The 24,210-nt window shown below is 62.8% G+C and carries 19 protein-coding genes; 13 read left to right on the top strand and 6 right to left on the bottom strand.

Translation table 11 applies throughout. The features are described from left to right. Window positions 1-94 precede the first annotated feature (94 nt). The 4 genes from ileS (at window position 95) to ACSW29_RS26735 (ending at window position 5,636) form a co-directional block, all read left to right on the top strand. Entirely contained in the window at window positions 95-3,208 is a 3,114-nt protein-coding gene (gene ileS, locus ACSW29_RS26750; RefSeq protein ID WP_448278721.1) for an isoleucine--tRNA ligase, read from the top strand. A gap of 68 nt (window positions 3,209-3,276) precedes the next feature. Then, entirely contained in the window at window positions 3,277-3,615 is a 339-nt protein-coding gene (locus ACSW29_RS26745; RefSeq protein WP_448278720.1) for a TfoX/Sxy family protein, read from the top strand. Window positions 3,616-3,651: 36 nt separating this feature from the next. Further along, complete coding sequence (locus ACSW29_RS26740; protein ID WP_448278719.1) at window positions 3,652-5,016, top strand: DNA polymerase IV; 1,365 nt, start codon at window positions 3,652-3,654, stop codon at window positions 5,014-5,016. A gap of 131 nt (window positions 5,017-5,147) precedes the next feature. Next, entirely contained in the window at window positions 5,148-5,636 is a 489-nt protein-coding gene (locus ACSW29_RS26735; RefSeq protein WP_448278718.1) for a hypothetical protein, read from the top strand. A gap of 83 nt (window positions 5,637-5,719) precedes the next feature. Here the strand turns inward: ACSW29_RS26735 and ACSW29_RS26730 are convergent, their stop codons facing one another. The 3 genes from ACSW29_RS26730 to ACSW29_RS26720 all read right to left on the bottom strand — a co-directional run bounded on the left by ACSW29_RS26730 (window position 5,720) and on the right by ACSW29_RS26720 (window position 8,945). Next, complete coding sequence (locus ACSW29_RS26730; protein WP_448278717.1) at window positions 5,720-7,111, bottom strand: glutamate decarboxylase; 1,392 nt, start codon at window positions 7,109-7,111, stop codon at window positions 5,720-5,722. Between the two features lie 143 nt (window positions 7,112-7,254). After that, window positions 7,255-8,022, bottom strand: coding sequence for a sensor domain-containing protein (locus tag ACSW29_RS26725; RefSeq protein ID WP_448278716.1), 768 nt, complete (start codon window positions 8,020-8,022; stop codon window positions 7,255-7,257). Beyond that, window positions 8,019-8,945 (bottom strand): hypothetical protein, encoded by a 927-nt coding sequence (locus tag ACSW29_RS26720; protein ID WP_448278715.1) that lies wholly within the window; start codon window positions 8,943-8,945, stop codon window positions 8,019-8,021. Before ACSW29_RS26720 ends, ACSW29_RS26725 begins: the two co-directional genes overlap by 4 nt. A 125-nt stretch (window positions 8,946-9,070) precedes the next feature. On the opposite strand from ACSW29_RS26720, the gene lspA reads away from it, so the two are divergent. The 5 genes from lspA to dnaE all read left to right on the top strand — a co-directional run bounded on the left by lspA (window position 9,071) and on the right by dnaE (window position 15,877). Further along, window positions 9,071-9,715: a signal peptidase II gene (gene lspA / locus ACSW29_RS26715; protein WP_448278946.1), complete on the top strand. Its 645-nt coding sequence runs from the start codon at window positions 9,071-9,073 to the stop codon at window positions 9,713-9,715. Next, window positions 9,712-10,638, top strand: a complete 927-nt coding sequence (locus ACSW29_RS26710; protein WP_007733161.1) for an RluA family pseudouridine synthase — start codon at window positions 9,712-9,714, stop codon at window positions 10,636-10,638. Before lspA ends, ACSW29_RS26710 begins: the two co-directional genes overlap by 4 nt. Beyond that, on the top strand, window positions 10,635-11,306 hold the full coding sequence (locus ACSW29_RS26705) for a hypothetical protein (protein ID WP_448278714.1): 672 nt from the start codon (window positions 10,635-10,637) through the stop codon (window positions 11,304-11,306). Before ACSW29_RS26710 ends, ACSW29_RS26705 begins: the two co-directional genes overlap by 4 nt. Further along, on the top strand, window positions 11,303-12,241 hold the full coding sequence (gene rarD, locus ACSW29_RS26700) for an EamA family transporter RarD (RefSeq protein ID WP_317826368.1): 939 nt from the start codon (window positions 11,303-11,305) through the stop codon (window positions 12,239-12,241). Before ACSW29_RS26705 ends, rarD begins: the two co-directional genes overlap by 4 nt. A 99-nt stretch (window positions 12,242-12,340) precedes the next feature. Next, on the top strand, window positions 12,341-15,877 hold the full coding sequence (gene dnaE / locus ACSW29_RS26695) for a DNA polymerase III subunit alpha (RefSeq protein WP_448278713.1): 3,537 nt from the start codon (window positions 12,341-12,343) through the stop codon (window positions 15,875-15,877). 95 nt (window positions 15,878-15,972) lie between these two features. On the opposite strand, the gene ACSW29_RS26690 is transcribed toward dnaE, so the two are convergent. Then, complete coding sequence (locus ACSW29_RS26690; RefSeq protein ID WP_448278712.1) at window positions 15,973-16,206, bottom strand: hypothetical protein; 234 nt, start codon at window positions 16,204-16,206, stop codon at window positions 15,973-15,975. Window positions 16,207-16,427: 221 nt separating this feature from the next. On the opposite strand from ACSW29_RS26690, the gene ACSW29_RS26685 reads away from it, so the two are divergent. The 3 genes from ACSW29_RS26685 (at window position 16,428) to ilvA (ending at window position 20,209) form a co-directional block, all read left to right on the top strand. Continuing rightward, a complete protein-coding gene (locus ACSW29_RS26685; protein ID WP_448278711.1) occupies window positions 16,428-16,862 on the top strand; it encodes a nitroreductase family deazaflavin-dependent oxidoreductase in 435 nt (144 codons plus the stop codon). Between the two features lie 116 nt (window positions 16,863-16,978). After that, the gene (locus tag ACSW29_RS26680) at window positions 16,979-18,754 is read left to right on the top strand and encodes a pyruvate dehydrogenase (protein WP_448278710.1); all 1,776 of its coding nucleotides are present in this window, start codon (window positions 16,979-16,981) and stop codon (window positions 18,752-18,754) included. 99 nt (window positions 18,755-18,853) lie between these two features. Next, a complete protein-coding gene (ilvA, locus tag ACSW29_RS26675; protein WP_230813492.1) occupies window positions 18,854-20,209 on the top strand; it encodes a threonine ammonia-lyase IlvA in 1,356 nt (451 codons plus the stop codon). 13 nt (window positions 20,210-20,222) lie between these two features. Here the strand turns inward: ilvA and ACSW29_RS26670 are convergent, their stop codons facing one another. Further along, a complete protein-coding gene (locus tag ACSW29_RS26670) occupies window positions 20,223-20,744 on the bottom strand; it encodes a TetR/AcrR family transcriptional regulator (RefSeq protein WP_007733148.1) in 522 nt (173 codons plus the stop codon). Window positions 20,745-20,873: 129 nt separating this feature from the next. On the opposite strand from ACSW29_RS26670, the gene ACSW29_RS26665 reads away from it, so the two are divergent. Beyond that, on the top strand, window positions 20,874-22,418 hold the full coding sequence (locus ACSW29_RS26665; RefSeq protein WP_230813491.1) for an MFS transporter: 1,545 nt from the start codon (window positions 20,874-20,876) through the stop codon (window positions 22,416-22,418). Window positions 22,419-22,468: 50 nt separating this feature from the next. Here ACSW29_RS26665 and treZ read toward each other — a convergent pair whose 3' ends face one another. Beyond that, window positions 22,469-24,190 carry a malto-oligosyltrehalose trehalohydrolase gene (gene treZ / locus ACSW29_RS26660; RefSeq protein ID WP_317826374.1) on the bottom strand — a complete coding sequence of 574 codons (1,722 nt, stop codon included), beginning with the start codon at window positions 24,188-24,190 and terminating at the stop codon, window positions 22,469-22,471. Window positions 24,191-24,210: the final 20 nt, after the last annotated feature.

The raw sequence follows: 24,210 nt of genomic DNA, 5'->3' as shown, positions 1-24,210 counted from the left end.
GATCTGCGGGGTGCAAACGGGGTGGTACCGCGGTGTCGGCGCACAAGCGTCACGTCGTCCCCGTGCCGAGTCCGACTGGCACGAGGAGATCGCCATGGCGAGTAACGGGTATCCCAAAGTCGACTACGGAGTCCCCGCCGACACCGGAGTCAAGTTCCCCGATCTGGAACAGAAGGTCCTGAAACAGTGGGACGACGACGACACCTTCCGGGCATCGGTTTCCAATCGGGACGGTAACGAAGAGTTCGTTTTCTACGACGGGCCGCCGTTCGCCAACGGTTTGCCGCATTACGGCCACCTGCTGACGGGGTACGTCAAGGATCTGGTGCCGCGCTTCCAGACCATGCGTGGACGCAAGGTCGAACGACGCTTCGGCTGGGATTGCCACGGCCTTCCCGCAGAACTCGAAGCGGAGAAGCAGCTCGGTATCAAGGACAAGGCCGAGATCGAAGTCATGGGTCTGGCCAAGTTCAACGAGTACTGCAAGGCCTCGGTGCTCAAGTACACCGACGAGTGGCGCGACTACGTCACCCGCCAGGCCCGTTGGGTCGACTTCGACAACGACTACAAGACCCTGGACGTCGACTTCATGGAGTCCGTCATGTGGGCCTTCAAGGAGCTGCACGACAAGGGCCTGATCTATCAGGGCTTCCGCGTGCTGCCCTACAGCTGGTACGAGCAGACTCCGCTGTCCAATCAGGAGACTCGCCTCGACGACGCGTACAAGATGCGTCAGGATCCAGCAGTCACGGTCGACATGCCGCTGGTCGCCCCGGGTTCACCCCTCGATGGCGCAAACGCGATCATCTGGACCACGACCCCGTGGACCCTGCCTTCCAATTTGGCCACTGCGGTGCATCCCGAGGTCGACTACGTTCAGGTGCTTGGTGAGGACGGAAAGCGGTACGTGCTCGCCGAGGCGCGGGTAGCTCACTACGCACGCGAGCTGGGGGAGGACCCCGAGGTCGTTTCCCGTCACAAGGGCGCCGAGCTGGTCGGCCTGTCGTACACACCACCCTTCGACTTCTTCCTCGGACACCCGAACGCGCACGTCGTGCTCTCGGCCGACTACGTGACAACCGACTCCGGAACCGGAATCGTCCACCTCGCACCGGCTTTCGGTGAAGAGGATATGGACGTGGCCACGGCCAACGGTATCGAGGTCGTGCAGCCGCTCGACCCGGGTGGAAAATTCACCTCGATGGTTCCGCCGTACGAGGGCCTGATGGTGTTCGACGCCAACCCCGTCATCATCAAGGACCTCAAGGCTGCCGGTAAGCTTCTGCGGCACGAGACGATCGAGCACTCCTACCCGCACAGTTGGCGCAGTGGGCAGCCGCTCATCTACATGGCGGTTCCCTCGTGGTTCGTCGCGGTCACCAAGTTCCGCGATCGCATGGTCGAGTTGAACAAGGACATCACGTGGGTGCCCGAGCACATCCGTGACGGCCAGTTCGGCAAGTGGCTCGAAGGTGCGCGCGACTGGAACATCAGCCGAAACCGTTACTGGGGCAGCCCGATCCCGGTGTGGGTGTCGGACGATCCGCAGTACCCGCGCACGGACGTGTACGGCTCGCTTGACCAGTTGGAGGCAGACTTCGGTGTGCGTCCGACCGATCTGCATCGCCCGATGATCGACGACCTGGTCCGCCCGAACCCGGACGATCCGACCGGGAAGTCGATGATGCGCCGTGTTCCCGAGGTACTCGACTGCTGGTTCGAATCCGGCTCGATGCCGTATGCGCAGGTGCACTATCCATTCGAGAACCGTGAATGGTTCGAGGGCCATTTCCCGGGCGATTTCATCGTCGAGTACAACGGACAGACTCGCGGCTGGTTCTACACGCTGCACGTGCTGGCAACCGCACTCTTCGATCGTCCGGCGTTCAAAACCGTTGCCGCGCACGGCATCGTGCTGGGCGACGACGGCCTGAAGATGAGCAAGTCCAAGGGTAACTACCCGGACGTGAAGGAGGTGTTCAACCGCGACGGCAGCGATGCCATGCGATGGTTCCTGATGTCTTCGCCGATCCTGCGCGGTGGAAACCTCATCGTGACCGAGCAGGGCATCCGCGAAGGAGTACGTCAGGCGTTGCTCCCGCTGTGGAACGCCTGGAGCTTCCTGCAGTTGTACGCGCCGGAATCCGGTGTGTGGCGTACCGATTCGGAGAACATTCTCGATCAGTATATCCTGGCCAAGCTCGCCACCACCCGCGACGTGATCACCGAGGCCCTCGAGGTCAACGACATCGCCGGCGCGTGCGACGAGCTTCGGTTGTTCTGTGACGCGCTGACCAACTGGTATGTGCGACGGTCTCGTTCGCGGTTCTGGGACGAGGATCGCGACGCGATCGACACCCTGCACACCGTGCTCGAGGTCGTGACGCGTCTCGCTGCGCCGCTGTTGCCGCTGGTGTCCGAGGTGATCTGGCGCGGACTGACCGGGGAACGCTCGGTTCACCTGGCTGACTGGCCGCAGGAGTCGGAGCTCCCCGCGAACCCCGAGTTGGTAGCGGCGATGGACGACGTACGGACCGTGTGCTCGACGGTGCTGAGCCTGCGAAAGGCACAGAATCTGCGTGTTCGTCTTCCGCTGCCCGAGGTCACGGTTGCGGCGCCCGACGCCGAGCGTCTGCGTCCGTTCCTCGGACTGATCGCCGACGAGGTCAACGTCAAGAAGGTCGATCTGACCGATGACGTCGACGTGCACGGGCGCTTCGAGATCGCGGTGAACGCGCGTGCTGCCGGCCCGCGTCTGGGCAAGTCCGTTCAGACCGTCATCAAGGCGGTCAAGGCGGGCGACTGGACGGAGAAGGCGGACGGCGTCGTGGTTGCGGCGGGCATCGAACTGCTGCCCGAGGAGTACACGCAGAAACTGGTTGCGGCCGAGCCGGATTCGACAGCTGCACTGCCGGACGGTGCGGGACTCGTCGTACTCGATTCCGTCGTGACGGAGGAACTCGAAGCCGAGGGTTGGGCGAAGGACCGTATCCGTCAACTGCAGGACGCACGCCGTGCCGCCGGGTTGGACGTCTCGGACCGGATCAAGGTCGTGCTCGAGGTTCCGCAGGACTGCAAGGAGTGGGCCGAGCGTCATCGGGAATTGATCGCCGGTGAGGTTCTGGCCACCTCGTTCTCGGTGGGCGAAGCGGGAGACGACGCCGTCGATCTCGGCGACGGTATCCGCGCCGCGATCACGAAGGTCTAGTACCGACGCAACTACTCCGGCTCCCCGATGAACGTCTGTATGTCGGGGCGCCGGAGTAGTTTGCTCTCATGAGTACGAGCAAGGAAACCGTGGCGCGCATTCTCGAGCAGTTGGAACCGCTCGACGTGCGGGCAAGGGCGATGTTCGGCGAGTACGGATTGTATTGCGACGAGAAGATCGTGGGCTTGATCTGCGGAAACGTACTGTTCGTCAAACCCACCGAGGTCAGCGCTGAGTTCGGATCAGAGAGTGATCTGGCTCCGCCGTATCCGGGGGCGAAGGATTACTACAGGGTTCCGGAGGAGAAGCTGCAGCATATTGATCATCTGCACGCCTTCATCCAACGGACAGCCGACGTGATACCCCTGCCGAAGAAGAAGTCGCCCAAGAAAAAGGCACGGACTTAAATTCGGCGCCCACTTTTGAGAGAACCGTAACTCCCGATGAATCAAGATGACCCCACACGAAGCCGCAGGTGGGTGCTGCATCTCGACATGGACGCGTTTTTCGCTTCCGCCGAGCAGTTGACCCGTCCCACGCTGCGAGGTCGCCCGGTGTTGGTCGGCGGCTTGGGCGGGCGCGGGGTGGTGGCGGGGGCAAGTTACGAAGCCAGGGTTTTCGGTGCGCGATCGGCAATGCCGATGCACCAAGCGCGCCGCATGGTCGGTGGCGGAGCCGTGGTATTGCCGCCACGGATGTCACTGTATTCGGTTCTGAGCAAACGGACGTTCGACGCGTTGCGCCTTCGCATGCCGATCCTCGAGCAATTGTCGGTGGACGAGGCCTTCGGTGAACCGGTGGAGTTGGCCGGAGTCGGGGCCGACGAGGTTCGCGCGTTTTGCGAGGATTTGCGGGCGTTGATCAAAGCCGAGACCGGGTTGGTCGCCTCGATCGGCGCCGGCGCAGGCAAGCAGGTGGCCAAGATTGCGTCGGGGCTGGCAAAGCCCGACGGCGTCGCGGTGATTCCTCCCGGGATGCAGCACGAGTTGCTCGATTCGCTTCCGGTGCGGAAGCTGTGGGGCATCGGCCCCGTCGCCGAGGAAAAACTCAAGCGTCTCGGCATCGAAACCATCGGCGGGTTTGCCCGCACACCTATAGCGGAGGTGGCGTCGATACTGGGGACCACCGTCGGACCGGGGTTGCATCGCCTTGCGCAGGGGATCGACGATCGGCCGGTCGCCGAGCGTGCCGAATCCAAGCAGATCAGCGCGGAATCCACGTTCGCCGCCGACATCGTCACGATGGCGCAACTGCGCGCGGCCGTCGAAAGTAGTGGTCGTGCAGCATTTTCCAGGCTGGAGAAGGACGGAAGAGCCGCCCGTACCGTCGTACTGAAGCTCAAGAAGTCCGACATGAGCATCCTGACTCGATCCGTGACGTTGCCGTTTGCCACCATCGACCGCCAAATCCTTGTCGCCACCGCGCAGAAACAGGTCATCGACCCGCAGGAGTTGGGGCCGATTCGCCTGGTCGGTGTGGGATTCGCCGGTTTGTCCACGGTTCGCCAAGGATCACTTTTTCCCGAGTTGGATCAGGATGTTCCCGGCTATCCGGTCGAGACTCTCACCGGCGCCCTCGATGAGACTGAACTCGACGCTCCGGTGGCCGCGCGTGTCCCTCAGCACTACTGGCACCCCGGTTTGGACGTCAAGCATCCAGAATACGGACACGGTTGGGTGCAGGGCGCGGGGCACGGTGTGGTGACGGTTCGCTTCGAAACCCGTTCCAGCGGTACGGGAATCGCCAAGACCTTCGCCGAGTCGGACGAGGTGCTCGAGGTAGCAGATGCGGTCGACAGCCTTCTCTGAGGATGTCCTTAGACTTTTTCCGCTTACCGTTGGGTAATGTTGTCGACGATCCTCGAGCAAGCACGTTGTTCGACTGACGCTCGAATGTGAACACCCGAATGGATAGGACTGAGAAGTTGAAGCTTCAGAAGATGACCGTTGCAGCCGTGGCGATCGCAGCAGCCCTGACGATGACCGCGTGTGGTTCAGACGGAGGAGACTCCGACAAGACGACTTCGGCGAAGCCCACGACCACCACCTCTGCGGCACCCACGTCCGAGGTTGTTCTGCCGACCGCCCCTGAGCTCAACGCCAAGGTTGCCCAGGCACTCGACGAGAGTGTTCCGGCAGCAGACAAGGTCAACCTCGTCCAGGGAGCGGAAGCTGACCCCGAGCTGATCAACCAGGTCGCCGCTGCCGCGAAGGCTGCCGGCGCCCAGGTCGAGATCCTCGACCCGGTCACCGACACGGGCAGCGAGACGGCAGCCGCTTCGCTGAACATCGTTGTCAACGGTCAGCCGCTGCAGCAGGGCCTGCAGGCTTCGTTCGTCTACGAAGACGACGTCTGGAAGCTCTCGAAGACCACCGCTTGCCAGATCGTCGGCGTTGCAGGTCTGACCTCGCCGGCTTGCGCTGCTTGATCTCTCGGTAGCACCTGAACCACCAGAGCGGCCGTCGACTCCCGAATGGAAGTCGACGGCCGCTCTTTGTGCGTTAAGCAACGTCAGTGATGGAATCCCTCGGTGACGCGCGGCCGCGGCATCGGGCTGTCCAGCTCGTCGAGGAACGCGGTTTCCTCCTCGATGATGCGCAGCAGATTGGCCGCCAGGTCCATGCTCAGCCCGTTACGAACCACGATGCGCTGCACTGTCAGATCCGCGAGATCATCGGGCATGGGATAGGCCGGCACCAACCAACCCTTGCCGCGGAGTCGGTCTGACAGGTCGTACAGCGTCCAGTTGGACGTGTGCCCCTCGGCGAGGCGCCACGCGAAGACCGGGATGTCGGACCCGTCGTTCCACAGTTCGAAGGCGTCGAGTTTCCCGATCCCTTCGGCGAGGAACGTCGCCACGTCTTGCGAGGACTGCTGGATCGCGCGATAGCCGTCGTGGCCGAGACGCAGGAACAAGTAGAACTGCAGGATCACTTGAGCGCCGGGACGCGAGAAGTTCAGTGCGAAGGTCGGCATGCTGCCGCCGAGGTAGCTCACTTTGAAGACGAGGTCGTCGGGAAGTAGATCCTGCGATCGCCAGACCACCCATCCGAGGCCAGGGTAGACGAGTCCGTACTTGTGCGCCGAGGTGTTGATGGAATGCACGCGCGGTAGCCGGAAATCCCATTCGAGTTCGGGCTGCAGGAACGGTGCGATCATCGCACCGGAAGCGCCGTCGACGTGGATGGGGACGTCGAGGCCGGTCTTCTCCTGGATAGCGTCGAGTGCCTTTGAGATTTCCAGGACAGGCTCGTACATGCCGGTGTACGTGACACCCATGATCGCGACGACGCCGATGGTGTTCTCGTCGACGTACTTGTCCAGATCATGACCGTCGAGGGTCCGGTGTTCTTCGCTGATCGGCACGTAGCGCGCTTCGACGTCCCAGTAATTGCAGAACTTCTCCCAACACACCTGTACGGCGGAACTCATGATGAGATTTGGCTTTTCGGTGGACTTACCCGCGGCTTTTCGCGCATGCTGCCAGCGTCGTTTCATCGCGAGGCCACCCAGCATGCAGGCTTCGGACGAACCGATCGTCGAAGTGCCGATTGCGTCCTTCGGAGAGGGTGAGTGCCAGAGATCGGCAAGGATGCGCCAGCAATAGGTTTCGATCGCGGCGGTTTGCGGATACTCGTCCTTGTCGATCATGTTCTTGTCGAACGACTCGGCATACAGCTTGGTTGCGTGGTCGTCCATCCACGTGCTGACAAACGTCGCGAGATTGAGTCGCGCATTGCCGTCGAGCATCGTTTCGTCGTGGACGATCTGATAGGCGGTCTCGGGAAGCATGCCGTCGGGTTCGAGTGTGTACTTCGATGCGACCGAATCCTCGCCTGGCCTCGAGAAGATCGGATTGACGGCTACGTAATCGGTGTGATCTGACCTTCTGGGTTCCGGCATGAACTTCTGCTCCTCACATCAGTGTGTCGCGTTGGTCTGTTTCGTACCTACTCTCACCGTTCAGTGTGGACGGGCAGTTGTCAAAGGGTCTGTGGTCCCGAATCATTCGCGAGTCGCCCGGACCGGGCAGGTTCCGCTCGCTGCTATGGCATTTGTGCGCGCAGTCGATCCGCAGCAGCCGAGGCCATCGACTGCAGAACGTCGGGTGCGATCGGGCTCGGCGCCGTCGCGGATACCTGAGTCAACGTCGTCCCCACGGCTGCGACTATCGCATCGGCCACCAAGGTGAATCCGCCACTCTCCGTAATGATTCGGAAAGCAAAAGACGCGTCACCGACATTCGGTGCCGACGATCCACCGACGCGATAGGTGATTGTCGTTCCGTCGGCATCTGTTCCTGAATACTCTGTGCACGCAGCCAGAGTCGTCTGCAGTTTCTCGAAAGCTGCTGCTGCCGCAGCGCCGTCGGCGTACGAAGCAGAGTCCTGATCGATGCTCGTGAAATCGGGGCCGGTGAACATGTCGGAGAGGTCGGCAACCGATCCGGCAGCCTGGGTGGCTATCGGTGCCAGAACCTGGGCGCAGACGGCGGGGTCGGTGCTCGACTTGTCCGCCTCCGAACTTTCCGGCGCCGGTGCGAGGCCGAGGTCGTCAACTGGGTCGGGAACTACGTCGAATTCCGCGGGTAGTTCGGAGAGGCTGAGCGCTGCGCGTTGCAGCGCGTCACGGTCGAGCGGAGCCCCGCTCAGCGGTGCGGCCGGAGTAGCAGTGAACGGCGCCAAACCGACCTGGGGTGCGGAAACCGGCGTAGTCGTGTCGCTGCTCGGGGATTCGTCCGAGCCGCAACCGGCCACGACGAACAGTGCCGCCGTCGCCGACAGGCCAAGTGAGAGAAGCGATCGACTGTTCACGATTCCCACCGAATGCTGTTCGAGATGGTCTGCCGGATCACCGAGGAACTGTCCGGATCGCCGTATGCCTGGTCTCCGCCGACGCTCATCTGACCGTCGATCGGCAAGGGGAGTGAGAGGTCGACGGTGAGGTTTCCGGTGCCGGCCATGACGTACTGATCGATGTTCAACGTTCCGGCGTCACCGGCCAGGTTCCAGACCGGGCTCTGCGGGGTCTGCGATACGTCCACCGCGAGTGAAAGCCGGTTACCCTCGCGCGCGGTGAGCGTGACGGTGGTTGTCTGATCGAGCAGGATTTCGCTGCTGACTTGCTGGCGAACCACCCAACGTGCGCCGACACCGACAGGAGCGTCGGGGAGTGCAACGGTCCGGTACACCGCTTGGCCCAGCGCCTGTTCGATCGCGGCGCGGGCGGCATTGGCCGAGTTGGCGGACGGCTTCAGCCGTAGTGCGGTGATGGCGCCCGAATTCGTGACGGACAACCCGGCCGCAGATCCGTCGGCCCCGCTCAGTGCTGCTTGCAATGTGGCATCCGGCGAAGTCATCGACGACAGTGTCAGGTCTACGACAGCCGTGGGATCGTCGGCTGTCACGTTTGCCGAGAGCGGGATCGTGATCTCCGGCGAAGAGAAATCCTGCGCCGGTTGTTGATCGATCTGCTGACTCACGACGGCCTGGGTGACGAGCGTCGCCGTCTGCGTGGTGCCGACAGGCAAGTTCGTACGCAAAACCTCGCGCGGCTCGCTTCCCGCATCGAGTACTTCGACCGTCGCGGCGGTCACCGGAACAGTGACCTCACTCGGCGAGGAGGTCGGAGTGTTCGGAGGTTGATCCGAGTCGCCGCAAGCGGTGAGAACGGTGGTGAGAGCGAGGGCAGCGAGGGCGAACGGAACGCGTCGGCCGGTCGTGGACAGCAGTGGCACGCGCTCCAGGCTAGCCGCAGTTGCAGAGTGCGTGACCCGGTGCGGTGAACATGAGGGATGATGGTTGCGTGAGTACAGACCACCCAGACCGAGATGTCAACGCGGAGGATCAGCCGATTACCGAAATCTCGAAGGCCGCCGAGCCCGAAACCGTGCAGCAGAAAGACACGAAACCGGAAGTTGCGGAACCTGAGGGCGGCGACCCGGCTGAGTCGTCGGTTGCGAAGCCCCGGAAGCTGACCATGCTCATTGCCATCGCGGCGGTCATCCTGCTCTCGGACGTTCTCACGAAGGTGTGGGCTGTCGCCGCAGTCAAGCCGGGGCAGCCGATCGAAATCATCGGTGACGTGGTCACATTCACGATGGTGCGCAATCCGGGGGCAGCGTTCTCGATGGCGACGTCGATGACGTGGATCCTCACCCTCGTCGCAATCGGTGTGGTCATCGGTGTGATCAAGATCGGTCGCACGCTCCGATCACCGTGGTGGGCGCTCGGTCTGGGTCTGGTTCTCGGCGGCGCGCTGGGTAACCTCGTCGACCGATTCTTCCGCTCTCCCGGAATCATGCGCGGACATGTGGTGGACTTCGTCTCCGTCGGCTGGTGGCCGGTGTTCAACATCGCGGATTCCGCGATCGTCTGTGGCGCGATCCTGCTCGTCGTCCTGACACTGTTCGGCTTCGAACCCAACGGTGAACGCCTGCGCGATCACAAGACGGACGACAAGAAGCTCACCGATGCGAAGGCAGCAGCCGAGGGGGAAACCAAGTGAGGGAATCCCGTTCGATGCCAGTGCCCGACGGCCTCGACGCCATGCGCGTCGACGCGGGCCTGGCGCGCCTCCTAGGACTCTCGCGCACCGTGGTCGCGACACTCGCGGAGGAAGGCTCGGTACTCGTCGACGGTGTGGCTGTCGGCAAGTCCGATCGTCTGACCGCAGGGTCGTGGCTCGAGGTCGTCTTGCCCGAACCACCGCGGCCGTTGACCATCGAGGCGACGCCGGTCGAGGGGATGGAGATCCTCTACGCCGACGACGACGTCGTGGCAGTCGACAAGCCCGTCGGAGTTGCCGCGCACGCCAGCGTCGGTTGGACAGGACCGACCGTCATCGGTGGACTCGCCGCGGCCGGTTTCCGCATCTCGACGTCCGGCGCCCACGAGCGTCAGGGAATCGTCCACCGTCTGGACGTCGGTACGTCGGGGGTCATGGTGGTTGCCACGTCCGAGCGCGCGTACACGCTGCTCAAGCGGGCATTCAAGCAGCGGACCATCGACAAGCGCTACCACGCTCTCGTACAGGGACACCCCGACCCGAGCAGCGGAACCATCGATGCCCCGATCGGACGCCACCACGGTAACGACTGGCGCTTCACGGTCACGGCCGACGGCAAGCCCAGCGTCACGCACTACGACACCATCGAGGCGTTCCAGGCAGCGAGTCTGCTGGACGTGCACCTCGAGACCGGTCGTACACACCAGATCCGCGTGCACTTTTCGGCTTTGCGTCATCCGTGCTGCGGCGACCTGACGTACGGCGCGGATCCTCGACTTGCCGAAAGGCTCGGCCTCGAGCGCCAGTGGCTGCACGCCGTGTCTCTCGGATTCGCACATCCGGCGGACGGTCGCTGGGTCGAGATCAAGAGCAAGTACCCGAAGGATCTCGAACACGCACTCGAAGTTCTCCGGTCCTCATGACACCGCGCGGGCTTGTTCCCGCGTTGGCCGTCGTCGCAGCGGTGGCGGTGGTCGGTGTGGGGTTTGCGAATCCCGTGCCGACCCCGCCGATCAGGACGGACACTCTCGGTCCGGACAGCGGGGAAGCTGTGCCGGACTACCTCGATCGAGCGCGAGATTCTGTTGCGTCGGTCGACGGACCGGTGTGGGCCTTGGTCTCGTTCGCGAAGGCACTCACCGTCGACGAGGTCATCACGACCACCAGCAGCTCTCAGGTTTCGAGTGTTCGCTTGTCCGATGTTCGGGTGGCAAGGGTCATGTTTCGAGTACCGATCGAGCGCGTCCAGACGCCGCTCATGTCCGTGCCCGTTCCCGACAACGACGAGGCAGTGCGCAGATCGCCCGGCGTTGCAGCCACGCGATTGGTCGCGCTCGGCGGCGACACCGATCGCCAGCAGCAGGTGGCGCTCGCATCGGCGAAGCAATTGTCCGCCGGATGCGCCTGCGCGGTGGGTGTGCTGGTGCGGGCTGCTCCCGAAGGACTCGAAGCGATCGGACGTGAGTCGAATGTCCGTGCAGTGGAGGCATTGCCGTCCGACGCCTCGCCGTGGTTCGCGGCTGTTCGCCCCTTGCTGCCGGAGTACGTGGACGTCGTTGCTCCCGGCCCCGACGACGGCCCGGTCCCGTGAGCGAGGACAAACGCAGTAGATCCGGTTCGTCCTCGGGGATCTTCTACGGAGTAGCGGCTTTCCTGTTGTGGGGAACGTTCCCGGCTTTCTTCGGGCTTCTCGACTTCGCAGATCCGGTCGAGATCCTGGCGCACCGGGTGGTGTGGACCCTTCTGCTGATGCTGATCGTGTTGGCCTGCGCCGGCCGCCTCGGATCACTTCGCGGAATCAGCGCTCGCACCTGGCTCCTGGTGACTGCGGCCTCAGCGGCAATCGCGGTGAATTGGGGAACGTACATCTATGCCGTGGTGTCCGGCCGCGTCGTGGAGGCGGCCCTCGGGTACTTCATCAACCCGCTGGTAACCGTTCTGCTCGGCGTGGTGATCTTCCGCGAAAGATTGCGCCGCGCTCAGATCGCCGCCCTGGTCCTCGCTGCGACGGCAGTTGTCGTGATCACGGTCGACTTCGGCAAACCGCCGATCGTCGCATTGGTGCTCGCCGGTTCGTTTGCGACCTACGGGTTGGTCAAGAAGGTCGTTCCGCTCGATCCTCGAACCAGTTTGACCGCCGAGGGAGTTGTAGCCGCGCCCTTCGCGGTCGGTTACCTCGTGTTTCTCGGCCTGACCGGGGCCGGCGCCTTCATCAGCAGCGGCGCCGGACACAGCCTGTTGCTGCTCGCGGCCGGCCCGGTCACCGCGCTGCCACTGCTCCTTTTCGGCGTCGCCGCTCAGCGAGTTCCGTTGGCGACGATGGGCATGCTGCAGTACCTCACCCCGGCGCTGCAGATGGCGTGGGGCGTGGCCGTCATGCACGAGGACATGCCGGCGTCACGGTGGATCGGCTTCGTTCTGATCTGGGCCGCACTCGTGATCTTCACGACAGACACCTTCGTCGCAAGCCGGCGTTCTCGGCGTTCGATGAGGTCGAGCGTCGAACCTGAGGTTCCGGTCACGTGATCCGGGGCGGCACGCTGCGACTCCACGATGGCGGTCGCCGACCGTGTCGGCAGCGCGGCATACACTCGATCTCGCTCCCAGACCTTCAGAGAGGCGCACGTGGCTGACTCGTTCGTACATCTTCACAATCACACCGAGTACTCGATGCTCGACGGTGCGGCCAAGGTCGGCGCCATGTTCGAGGAGGCCGCTCGTCTCGAAATGACCGCCGTCGGCATGACCGACCACGGAAACATGTACGGCGCCAGCCAGTTCTACAACGAAGCCAAGAGTGCCGGCATCAAGCCGATCATCGGCATCGAGGCCTACATCGCGCCGGAATCCCGCTTCAACACCAAGCGCGTGCTGTGGGGAGATCGCAGCCAGAAGTCCGACGACGTCTCCGGTAGCGGCGCGTACACCCACATGACGATGGTGGCCGAGAACGCGACCGGACTCCGGAACCTCTTCAAGCTGTCCTCGCTCGCGTCCATCGAAGGCCAGCTCGGCAAGTGGCCCCGGATGGACGAGGAGCTCATCGCATCGCACGCCGAGGGCATCATCGCCACCACCGGTTGCCCGTCGGGTGAGATCCAGACGCGTCTTCGTCTCGGTCACGATCGCGAGGCTCTCGAAGCTGCCGCGAAGTGGCAGGAGATCTGGGGACCGGACAACTTCTTCCTCGAACTGATGGACCACGGTCTCTCAATCGAGCGCCGTGTCCGCGAGGGTCTGCTCAATATCGGTCAGCAGCTCGGCATTCCGCCGCTCGCGACCAACGACTGCCACTACGTCACAAAGGACGCCGCCGAGAATCACGAGGCGCTGCTCTGCATCCAGACCGGCAAGACGCTCTCGGATCCCACGCGCTTCAAATTCGACGGCGACGGCTACTACCTCAAGTCCGCTGCCGAGATGCGCGCCATCTGGGACACCGAGGTGCCGGGTGCGTGCGACAACACCGTTGCCATCGGCGAGCGAGTGCAGTCGTACGAGGACGTCTGGGCGTTCCACGACCGCATGCCGATCTTCCCGGTCCCGGAGGGCCACACGCAGCAGACCTTCCTGCGCGCCGAGGTGATGCGCGGGCTGGACCGCCGCTTCCCGAGCGGACCTCCGCAGGAGTACCTCGCTCGCGCCGACTACGAGATCGGCGTCATCAACGAAATGGGCTTCCCGGCCTACTTCCTCGTGGTCGGCGACCTGATCAACCACGCCAAGGACGTCGGGATCCGTGTCGGGCCCGGCCGTGGATCGGCTGCCGGTTCGTTGGTCGCCTACGCGATGGGCATCACCAACATCGACCCCATCCCGTACGGGTTGCTGTTCGAGCGATTCCTCAATCCCGAGCGCGTGTCCATGCCCGATATCGATATCGACTTCGATGATCGCCGTCGCGGCGAGATGGTTCGCTACGCGACGGACAAGTGGGGCAACGACAAGGTCGCCCAGGTCATCACCTTCGGCACCATCAAGACCAAGGCAGCCATCAAGGACTCGGCTCGCGTCCAGTTCGGCAAGCCGGGTTTTGCCATCGCCGATCAGATCACCAAGGCACTCCCGCCGCCCATCATGGCCAAGGACATCTCGGTTTCCGGTATCACCGATCCGAAGCACGAGCGGTACAAGGAGGCCGTCGAGGTACGGGCGCTCATCGACTCCAGCCCGGACGTCGCGAAGATCTACAAGACCGCGGTGGGTCTGGAAGGGCTGATCCGTAACGCCGGTGTGCACGCCTGCGCGGTCATCATGTCGTCCGAACCGCTCACCGACGCTATCCCGGTGTGGAAGCGCGCCCAGGACGGCGCCATCATCACCGGTTGGGACTACCCCTCGTGTGAAGCCATCGGTCTGCTCAAGATGGACTTCCTCGGCCTGCGAAACCTCACGGTCATCGGCGACACCCTCGAGAACATCAAAGCCAACCGCGGCATCGATCTCGATCTCGACACGTTGCCGATGGACGATGCGGCAACCTACGAACTGCTCGCCCGCGGTGACACTCTCGGTGTGTTCCAGCTCGACGGCGGCGGTATGCGCGAGTTGCTGAAACTGATGCAGCCCACCGGATTCGGCGACATCGTGGCCGCATTGGCGCTGTATCGACCGGGACCGATGGGTGTGGACGCCCACATCTCGTACGCCAAGCGCAAGAACGCTTTGGAAGACGTCAAGCCGATTCACCCCGAGTTGGAGGAGCCGCTCGCGGAGATTCTCTCGGAGACGTACGGCCTGATCATCTACCAGGAGCAGATCATGCAACTGGCACAGAAGGTGGCCGGTTACACCCTGGGTCAGGCCGACTTGCTGCGTCGCGCCATGGGTAAGAAGAAGCTGTCCGAGCTGGAAAAGGCGTACGCCGGGTTCCGTCAGGGAATGCTGGACAACAACTTCAGTGAGGCGGCCATCAAGGCGCTGTGGGACACGGTCCTTCCCTTTGCCGGCTACGCGTTCAACAAGTCGCACTCCGCCGGATACGGGCTCGTGTCGTACTGGACTGCGTACCTCAAGGCGAACTACCCGGCCGAGTACATGGCGGGTCTGCTGACCTCCGTCGGTGACGACAAGGACAAGTCCGCGATCTACCTCGCCGACTGCCGCAAGTTGGGCATCACCGTGCTTCCGCCGGACGTCAACGAATCGCGAGTCGACTTCGCGACCGTCGGCGACGACATCCGTTTCGGTATGGGGTCGGTGCGCAACGTCGGGGCCAACGTCGTGGCGTCGATCATCAAGGCGCGTACCGAGAAGTCGAAGTTCACCGATTTCTCCGACTACCTCGGCAAGATCGACGCGATGGCCTGCAACAAGAAGGTCACCGAATCTCTCATCAAGGCCGGTGCTTTCGACTCGTTGGGTCATCCGCGCAAGGGCCTGATGTTGGTCCATGCCGACGCCATCGATTCCGTGATGAGCACCAAGAAGGCGGAGGCGATCGGACAGTTCGACCTCTTCGGCGGTGCCGAGGCGGACGAGTCGATCACCTCGGTGTTCGACGTCAAGATTCCTGACGAAGAGTGGGATTCCAAGCATCGCCTGGCGCTCGAACGAGAGATGCTGGGGCTGTACGTTTCCGGTCACCCGCTCAACGGCGTCGAGCACATTCTTCGCCAGCAGTCCGACACGTCCATCGCTGCGATACTCGAAGGCGGCGTTCAGGACGGTGCCCAGGTAACTCTCGGCGGCATCATTGCCTCGGTGGACCGCCGGGTCAACAAGAACGGCCTGACCTGGTGCATCGTGCAGCTCGAAGATCTAGTGGGTGGAATCGAGGTGCTGTTCTTCCCGCAGGCGTACGCCGTCTACGGAATGGACATCGCCGAGGATGCCATCGTGTTGGTCAAGGCTCGCGTCTCGATCCGTGACGATCGGATGTCGCTGATCGGCAACGACCTTGCGGTGCCTGATATTTCGGCGATCGGGGTCGCGCGTCCGCTGTCGGTCTCGTTGCCGCTACGACAATGCACCAAGGACAAGCTCAGTGCACTCAAGCAGGTGCTGACCAGGCATCCGGGAACGTCCGACGTCCATGTCCGGCTGATCGGAGGAACCGAAATCAGCTTGTGGAAGGTCGACGACGTCCTTCGGGTCGAACCGTCCTCGGCGCTGATGGGTGACCTGAAGGCATTGCTCGGACCGAGCTGTCTGACGGTCTGACCGCCGACCGAGCGGACCTGAATCGAACGAAGGGACCTTGCTGCTGATGCAGCAAGGTCCCTTCGTGGTCCGCCAGAGATCGGGGAGTGCGGTAATCAGGTGGTGCTTGAGTAGTGCACACGTCGCGTCCACCACGTGATCACCGTTGCTGTTGCGGCAGTCAGTACGGCCACCTGCATCGACTGCGTGACGGCACCTGCGACGACGAACAGCACAAAACCAACCACGAGAGCTTCGATCTTGTACAGCGGCCACCGAGTCCCGGCCAGGTCGACGCAATGGTCGGGTGACGGGCGTGATTCGCGAGCGGAGATATCTGCGGTGGTCATCTCGTCCCTTTCCCGGTGCAGTCATTTCACGATGTGGCCTGGCTAGCTGGTACGGCTGCTCGAAGCTGTGGTTTCAGAGTAGCCAGAGATGAGAGTTCGGGCAAGCTAACTTTATTGATCGGCACCTCACTTAATCGATCAATCAGGGGAGTGCGGCGGCGACAGACCTGGTCGGCGTGGTTCGGTGGCCAAGGCAGTCGAGTGGGTGTTCACTGGTACACATGCCAATCACAGGTGAGTACGAACCCAGTCCAGCGTCGTGGGCCGCCGATCAGGTCGCACGCATCGAGAACTCCGGTGGCACCGAGGGGAACGACATGAACGGCATGCCCGTCGTCGTTCTCACGACCATCGGGGCAAAGTCCGGCAAGGTCAGGAAGACGCCGCTGATGCGCGTCGAGCACGACGGTTCGTATGCCGTAGTGGCTTCGCTTGGTGGCGCTCCGAAGAATCCGGTCTGGTACTACAACGTCATAGCCGATCCGCATGTCACGCTGCGTGACGCGACGCAGGTCTTCGACCTGGTTGCTCGTGAAGTCACCGGAGACGAGAAGGCGATCTGGTGGCAGCGCGCTGTCGGTGCGTACCCCGACTACGCCGATTATCAGACGAAGACCGATCGTGAGATTCCGGTGTTCGTGCTCGAACCCAAGTAACGCACTGCAGTCCTCACGAAACGGCAGTCCACAAGAAGCACTGCATAAATCACAAGTAAATCGTCACTCTCGGGGGTCGGCGATCCCGACTCCCGTGAGTGTGTCATGGAGGTCTGATGAGTCCGAAAACCGTTGCAGATCAATTGGTTCAGCAGCTCGTTGACGCGGGTGTCAGTCGGATCTACGGAATTGTCGGTGACAGTCTCAATCCCATCGTCGATGCGGTTCGTCGCACCGGTGGTTCTGAGAAGGGTGGAATCGACTGGATACACGTCCGGCATGAGGAAGCAGCCGCGTTTGCGGCCGCAGCAGATGCCCAGATCACCGGAAAGCTCGCAGTGTGCGCAGGATCCTGCGGTCCCGGAAACCTTCACCTGATCAACGGGCTGTACGACGCTCATCGTTCGGGCGCCCCGGTCCTCGCGATCGCCTCACACATCCCCAGTGCGCAGATCGGTATGGGTTACTTCCAGGAGACGCATCCCGAGCGGATCTTCATCGAATGTTCGAGTTACACCGAACTTGTCAGCACGCCAGTGCAATCACCCCGCGTGGTGCAGTCCGCGATTCAGCATTCGGTCGCTCGAAACGGCGTCTCGGTGATCGTGCTTCCCGGCGACATTGCCGACTGCCCGGCCGAAGGCACTCCGCCGACGCTCGTCGAAACGCGAAGGCCGACAGTCGTTCCAGATGTCGGTGATGTGAAGGCGTTGGCAGATGTGATCAACGGCTCGCGCAAAGTTGCGATCTTCGCCGGCGCCGGTGTGCGAGACGCACGCGCGGAAGTATTGGCGCTGGCCGAAACCGTCGGCGCTCCCATCGGGCATTCACTGCGTGGCAAGGAATGGATCCAGTACGACAACCCGTACGACGTCGGGATGACCGGATTGCTCGGTTACGGTGCGGCGCACGACGGTATCCACGGCGCCGATCTCCTGCTCCTCATCGGTACGGATTTTCCTTACGACCAGTTCTTGCCCGATGACGTTCGTACCGCTCAGATCGACATCGCGGCCGAGCGGTTGGGGCGTCGAACCAGCCTGGACCTGGCGGTGCACGGTGACGTCGCGAGCACCTTGAGCGCACTGATTCCGCAGCTCGATCGAAAGGCTGACCGCGGGTTCCTGGAGGATACGCTCGCCAAGCACAACACTCTGATGACCAAAGTGGTTGGTGCGTACACGGATCCGGTCAAGCAGCGCACACCCATTCATCCCGAGTATGCGGCCTCGATCCTCGACGATCTGGCTGCAGACGACGCAATCTTCACCGCCGACACCGGGATGTGCAACGTGTGGACGGCGCGCTATCTCAATCCGAACGGATCGAGACGCTTCATCTCCTCGGCGTTGCACGGATCCATGTCCAATGCACTTCCGCACGCGATGGGTGCGGCATGGTCGAGTCCGGGGCGCCAGGTCATTTCGGTGTCCGGCGACGGTGGATTGTCGATGCTGCTCGGTGAGTTGGTCACCGTCGCGATGTACAAGTTGCCGGTCAAGATCGTGGTGTTCAACAACTCGACGCTCGGAATGGTCAAGCTCGAGATGCTGGTCGACGGCCTTCCGGATTTCGGGGTCGACGTGCCCGCGGTCGACTACGCGGCGGTCGCCGCTGCGCTCGGAATCTTCTCGCGGCGTATCGAGAATCCCGCGGACATCGAATCCGGTCTGCGCGCGGCGCTGGATCACGACGGCCCGGCCCTCGTGGATCTGGTGACCGATCCGCTGGCATTGTCGTTGCCGCCCACCATCACCGGCGGTCAGATGAAGGGCTTCGCCTTGGCGATGTCGAAGATGGTGATGAACGGCGGCGTCGGCGAGGCGGTACAGATGGCCAAGTCGAATCTGCGGAACGTGCCACGCCCCTCGCAGTTGGATCCGCGCGGCTGACATGCCCCCGCCCTGCCTCGCCGACGATGCGGGGCGGGGCGGGGGAAGGTTGCGGCGGGGTGGTGGGAAGGTTGATCCCCGACGTGCGAAAATGGCGGAGTGTCTAACTCGCCCGATGTCGTAGTAACGAAGTCCACCGTCCCCGCGCTCGACGCGCAGGAGATCGACGCGGCCATCGAGCGAATTCAGCACGTCATTGCGGCGACACCCTTGCAGTACAGCGACCGTCTGTCGGCGCTGACCGGCGCACACGTGTACCTCAAGCGTGAGGACCTCCAAGGCGTTCGTTCGTACAAGATTCGCGGCGCGTACAACCTGATCGCGCAGCTCAACGAGGCCGAGCGCGCGGCCGGCGTGGTGACTGCCAGTGCCGGGAACCATGCGCAGGGCGTTGCCTTCGCTTGCCGAACCATGCAGATCAAGGGTCGGATCTACGTGCCGGCCAACACGCCCAAGCAGAAGCGTGATCGCATCCGTGCTCACGGCGGAGCATTTGTCGAACTGTTCATGATCGGTGAGACCTATGACGCCGCCGCCGCTGCGGCCGCGGAGGACGTAGCCGAAACCGGCGCAACCATGGTTCCCCCGTTCGACGACGTGCGCACCGCTGCGGGGCAAGGAACCATCGCAGCGGAGATTCTCACGCAACTGGACGCACCTCTCGACACGATCGTCGTGCCGGTCGGCGGCGGCGGTTGCATCGCGGGCATAGCCACCTACCTGCACGAGCGGTCACCCAAGACGTCTATCGTCGGGATCGAGCCGTCCGGCGCGGCGTCCATGACGGCTGCTCTCGTTGCCGGCGGCCCGGTGACTCTTCCCGACGTCGATCCGTTCGTCGATGGTGCCGCCGTCAAGCGCATCGGTGACGTTCCCTACGAGGTGGTCTCGCGTCTCGGTGCTGCCGTCGTGTCACACGCGTCGTTGCCGCTCGTGGCTCGTCAACTACAGACGCGGTCCGGTTCGGGATCGTTTGTCGTCAATCAGATCGACGAGGGTGCTATCTGCACGGCGATGCTCGAGCTGTACCAGAGCGAGGGCATCATCGCCGAACCCGCGGGCGCGCTTTCCGTTGCGGCACTGCAGAATCTGACGTTCGAGCCGGGCTCGACCGTCGTGTGCCTGATCTCCGGTGGTAACAACGACGTCTCCCGTTACGGCGAAATCCTCGAGCGTTCGCTCGTTCACCTCGGGCTCAAGCACTACTTCCTGGTCGACTTTCCGCAGGAACCGGGAGCGTTGCGCCGGTTCCTCTCGGACGTGCTGGGGCCGGACGACGACATCTCGCTCTTCGAGTACGTCAAGCGAAACAATCGCGAGACGGGTGCCGCGTTGGTGGGTATCGAACTCGGTTCCGCCGACGGTTTGGCGTCGTTGCTCGAGCGGATGGAGCACGCGCCGATGCAGTCCGAGAGGCTCGAGCCGGGAAGCCCGGCGTACCGCTATCTGACGTAACGGGTGCCCCCGGTCAGGGCCTGAGTCGCTCGACCACCTGTCGATGCAGTTCGGGATCTGGCTGGGGTAGTCCGAGCATGGCTGCCAGATACAGGCCGTCGCCGACGAGTCGGATGATCTCGGCCTGCACAGGATCGGCGATCTCGGTCTGAAGGCCCTTGTCCCAGCTCCGCATCACATGTGTGACGGCCTTCTGGATTTCGTCGTGTTGTCCGTCGACTGTTCGGAGCGCGGCAATGATCGAGCGAAAGAGTGAGAGTTCTTCGCTTTCGTTCGCATCGGGGATCTGCAGGTAGAACTCGGTGACCGTGGTACCGCCGGCTACGGCGTCTTCGAGTTGCTGATCCGAGCGTTCCCCGAGTCTGCGGACCATCGCCGCGAGGAGGGCTTCCTTGCTGGGGAAGTGATAGAGAAGTCCGCCCTTGGAAACCCCGGCTTCGGCGGCAACGCCTTCGAGCGTGACTTGGGCGACGCCGCTGACCAGCAGCAGCTTCTCCAGTGCGTCGAGAATTCGATCGCGAGTGTCGGCAGCCATGTGATGTGACCCTACCCGGAAATAACTTTACCGCTTGGACGGTTCACTGTTACCGTAGACCTACTGTACCGGCTGGACGGTGCAGTGAATTCTTTTCGGAGAGAACTCAGAGAAAGTCGCAGGGGAGCAATGTCAGTGTCGGCAGATCACACGTCTGCAATCAATCCCGACGAGGTTCGGGCGACAAAGCGTGACTGGGCGGGCTTGATAGTCCTTGCCTTTGCTGTGTTGCTCATCGCAGTCGACGGCACGGTGCTCGATCTTGCGCTTCCGTTCATCAGCGCCGACCTCGAGCCGAGCAGCACGCAGTTGCTGTGGATCATCGACGTCTATTCGTTCGTGCTCGCCGGTCTGCTCATCACCATGGGTACGCTCGGTGACCGGATCGGAAGGCGAAAACTGCTCCTGATCGGCGCAGTCGGCTTCGGTCTCGCCTCGATCATCGCCGCTCTAGCTGTCAGTCCCGAGATGCTCATTGCCGCCCGCGTGCTGCAGGGTATTTCCGGTGCAACGCTGATGCCGGCCACCCTCGGTCTGATCCGCACGATTTTCGTCAACCCGCGTCAGCGCACCGAGGCGATCGGCGTCTGGGGCGCGATGGCAGGTGGCGGTACCGCGGCCGGCCCGTTGGTCGGTGGTTGGTTGCTCGAGCACTTCTGGTGGGGCTCGGTCTTCTTGATCAACATCCCGGTCATGATCGCGCTGGTCGTGCTCGGCCCGATTCTGATCCCGGAGTCGAAGGACCCCAATCCGGGTCGATTCGACCTCATCAGCGCTGGTCTGTCGATGGCGACCATGTTGCCACTGGTGTACGCGGTCAAGGAATCCGTGGTGCACGGCGTCAGCATCACGTTGCTGGTGATCGGCCTTGTGGGTCTCGCGGCCGGTTACGTGTTCGTGCGTCGTCAGCGGATGCTGAAGGATCCGATGTTGGATCTGAAACTGTTTGCCAACGCGTCGTTCTCCACCGCCGTCATCACCAACCTGCTCTCGATCTTCGCGTTGGCAGGTGTCCTGTTCTTCGGTTCGCAGTACCTGCAGTTGGTGCTGGGTAACTCGGCGCTCGACGCCGGCCTGCTGATGCTCCCGGGTATGTTGCTCAGCGCCTTCACCGCGGTTGCGGCGGCCTGGTTGATTCGCCGGTGGTCGGTGTCTCACGTGCTCAGCGCAGGCCTCGCGGTTGCCGGTATCGGCGCTGCGATGCTGCTCGCCCTCGGGGTGGACAGCGGGCCGTTGATGTTCGTGATCGGCTTCGGTCTGGCCGGTGCTGGTGTCGGTGTTGCATTGACGTTGACCTCGGATCTTGTGGTCAGTTCGGTGGAACCCGAGCGTGCCGGTGCTGCGTCTGCGGTGTCGGAGACTGCGTACGAACTCGGCATCGCGCTCGGTGTGGCAATCCTGGGCAGTGTGGTGATGGCGATCTTCCGTAAGGGAATCGACACGTCCATGCTCGAAGCAGATCAGGCGCACGCTGCGCAGGGCACCCTCGGCGGTGCGCTGCAGGAAGCGACGTACCTACCCGGTGAACTCGGTTCGGTACTTGCCGATTCCGCGAAGTCGGCATTCGTCGACGGTATGCACGTTGCTGCCGGTTCGACTGCTCTGGTTCTGTTCGTCAGTGCTGCATTGGTTTTGCGGATGCTGCGGAGTACACCAGAGAACGCGAAGCGTTGATGCGTGCAACAGTTGAACGCGAAGCGTTGACCCCTCCAGAATCCAGGTAGTCAGCTTTCGAGTACGACGAACGAGTGCCCAGGCACGACGGTTGCGGACGCGGTCTCGTCCTGTGTCGGCGGATCCCACCAGAGGATGGGGGTTCCACCGGCCGGGACCGAGGCCGCGTCCGTTCCCAGATTGCACACGATCTGTAAAGCGCCGCGGCGTAGGGTGATCCACTGTTTATCCTCGTCGTAGTCGACGTGCAGGTGCCCAAGCCAAGGGTCGGTGATCTCGATTCGCTTCTTGCGCAGGGCCAGTAGATCGCGATAGCACGCGAGGACGCGCGCGTGCGTCTCGTCGGTTCGCTCGCTCCAGTCCAGTTTCGAACCCAGAAATGTCTGGGGGTCTTGTGGATCCGGAATGTCGTCGCTGTTCCAACCGTGGGCTGCGAACTCCGCCTTGCGGCCTTTGGCGGTGGCCTCCCCGAGTTCCGGTTCCGGATGCGAGGTAAAGAACTGGAACGGGGTTGTCGCTCCCCATTCTTCGCCCATGAACAGCATCGGCGTGTACGGCGAAAGCAGGACCAGCGCCGCCTTGATCACCAATTGTCCTGGCGTCAGATAGGCGCTCGGGCGGTCACCGATCGCGCGGTTGCCGATCTGATCGTGGGTGCACGTGTATGCGAGCAGGGAGCTGGCCGGCTGATGCGTGATGTCGATCGGACGTCCGTGGACCCGCCCTCGAAAAGAAGAATACGTTCCGGCGTGGAAGAAACCGCGGCGCAATGTATTTGCCAGGGATTCCAAGGATCCGAAGTCGGCGTAGTAACCCTGGCGTTCGCCCGACACGGCCGTGTGAATGGTGTGGTGGATGTCGTCGTCCCACTGCGCGTCCAAGCCGAACCCGCCCGCCGCGCGCGGCGCGATGAGAGTGGCGTCGTTGAGGTCGCTTTCGGCAATCAACGTGAGCGGTCGACCCAGATGGGCCGACAGTGTTTCCGTTCGGACCGCGAGTTCCTCGAGGATGTGCGTTCCGGTGTGGTCGACCAATGCGTGGACGGCATCGAGACGTAGGCCGTCGATGTGGAAGTCGCGCATCCATCGCAAGGCATTGCCGATGATGTACTCGCGAACTTCGCCCGACTGAGGGCCACCGATGTTGATCGTTCGGCCCCACGTGTTCGCGCCGTCCGCGATGTAGGGACCGAACCGTTCGAGATAGTTGCCCGACGGGCCCAGATGGTTGTAGACCACGTCCAAGATCACACCGAGCCCGCGTTCGTGGGCCGCATTCACCAACCGCTGCAATCCGTCCGGACCACCGTAGATCTCGTGGACCGTGTACCAGAGCACACCGTCGTAGCCCCAGTTGTGAGTTCCGTTGAAGCCGTTGACCGGCATGATCTCCACGAACCCGACGCCGAGGTCCACCAGGTGATCGAGACGTTCGATCGCGGCGTCGAAAGTTCCTTCGGTGGTGAATGTTCCGATGTGCAATTCGTAGACGGACGATCCTGGGAGTTGCCGTCCGGTCCACTGAGAGTCGGTCCAGGACGCCTCGTGCAGTTGGTGCAGTTGGGAGAGAAGGTGCACGCCTTCGGGCTGGCGTGGTGACCGCGGATCCGGAAGGATGTCGCCGTCGACGACAAATCCGTAGCGAGCCTGGTTGTCGCAGTCGACCTCGGCTCGCCACCATCCGTCGTCCGTGCGGTCCATGTCGTGAGTGATGCCGTTGACTTCGACCCGGACCGATTCCGGTGTGGGCGCCCAGACCTCGAAAGTATGCACACGATCAGCATGCCTTGTTC

The sequence above is a fragment of the Rhodococcus sp. GB-02 genome (genome assembly GCF_053470465.1).
This window is presented reverse-complemented; position numbering and strand designations above follow the sequence as displayed.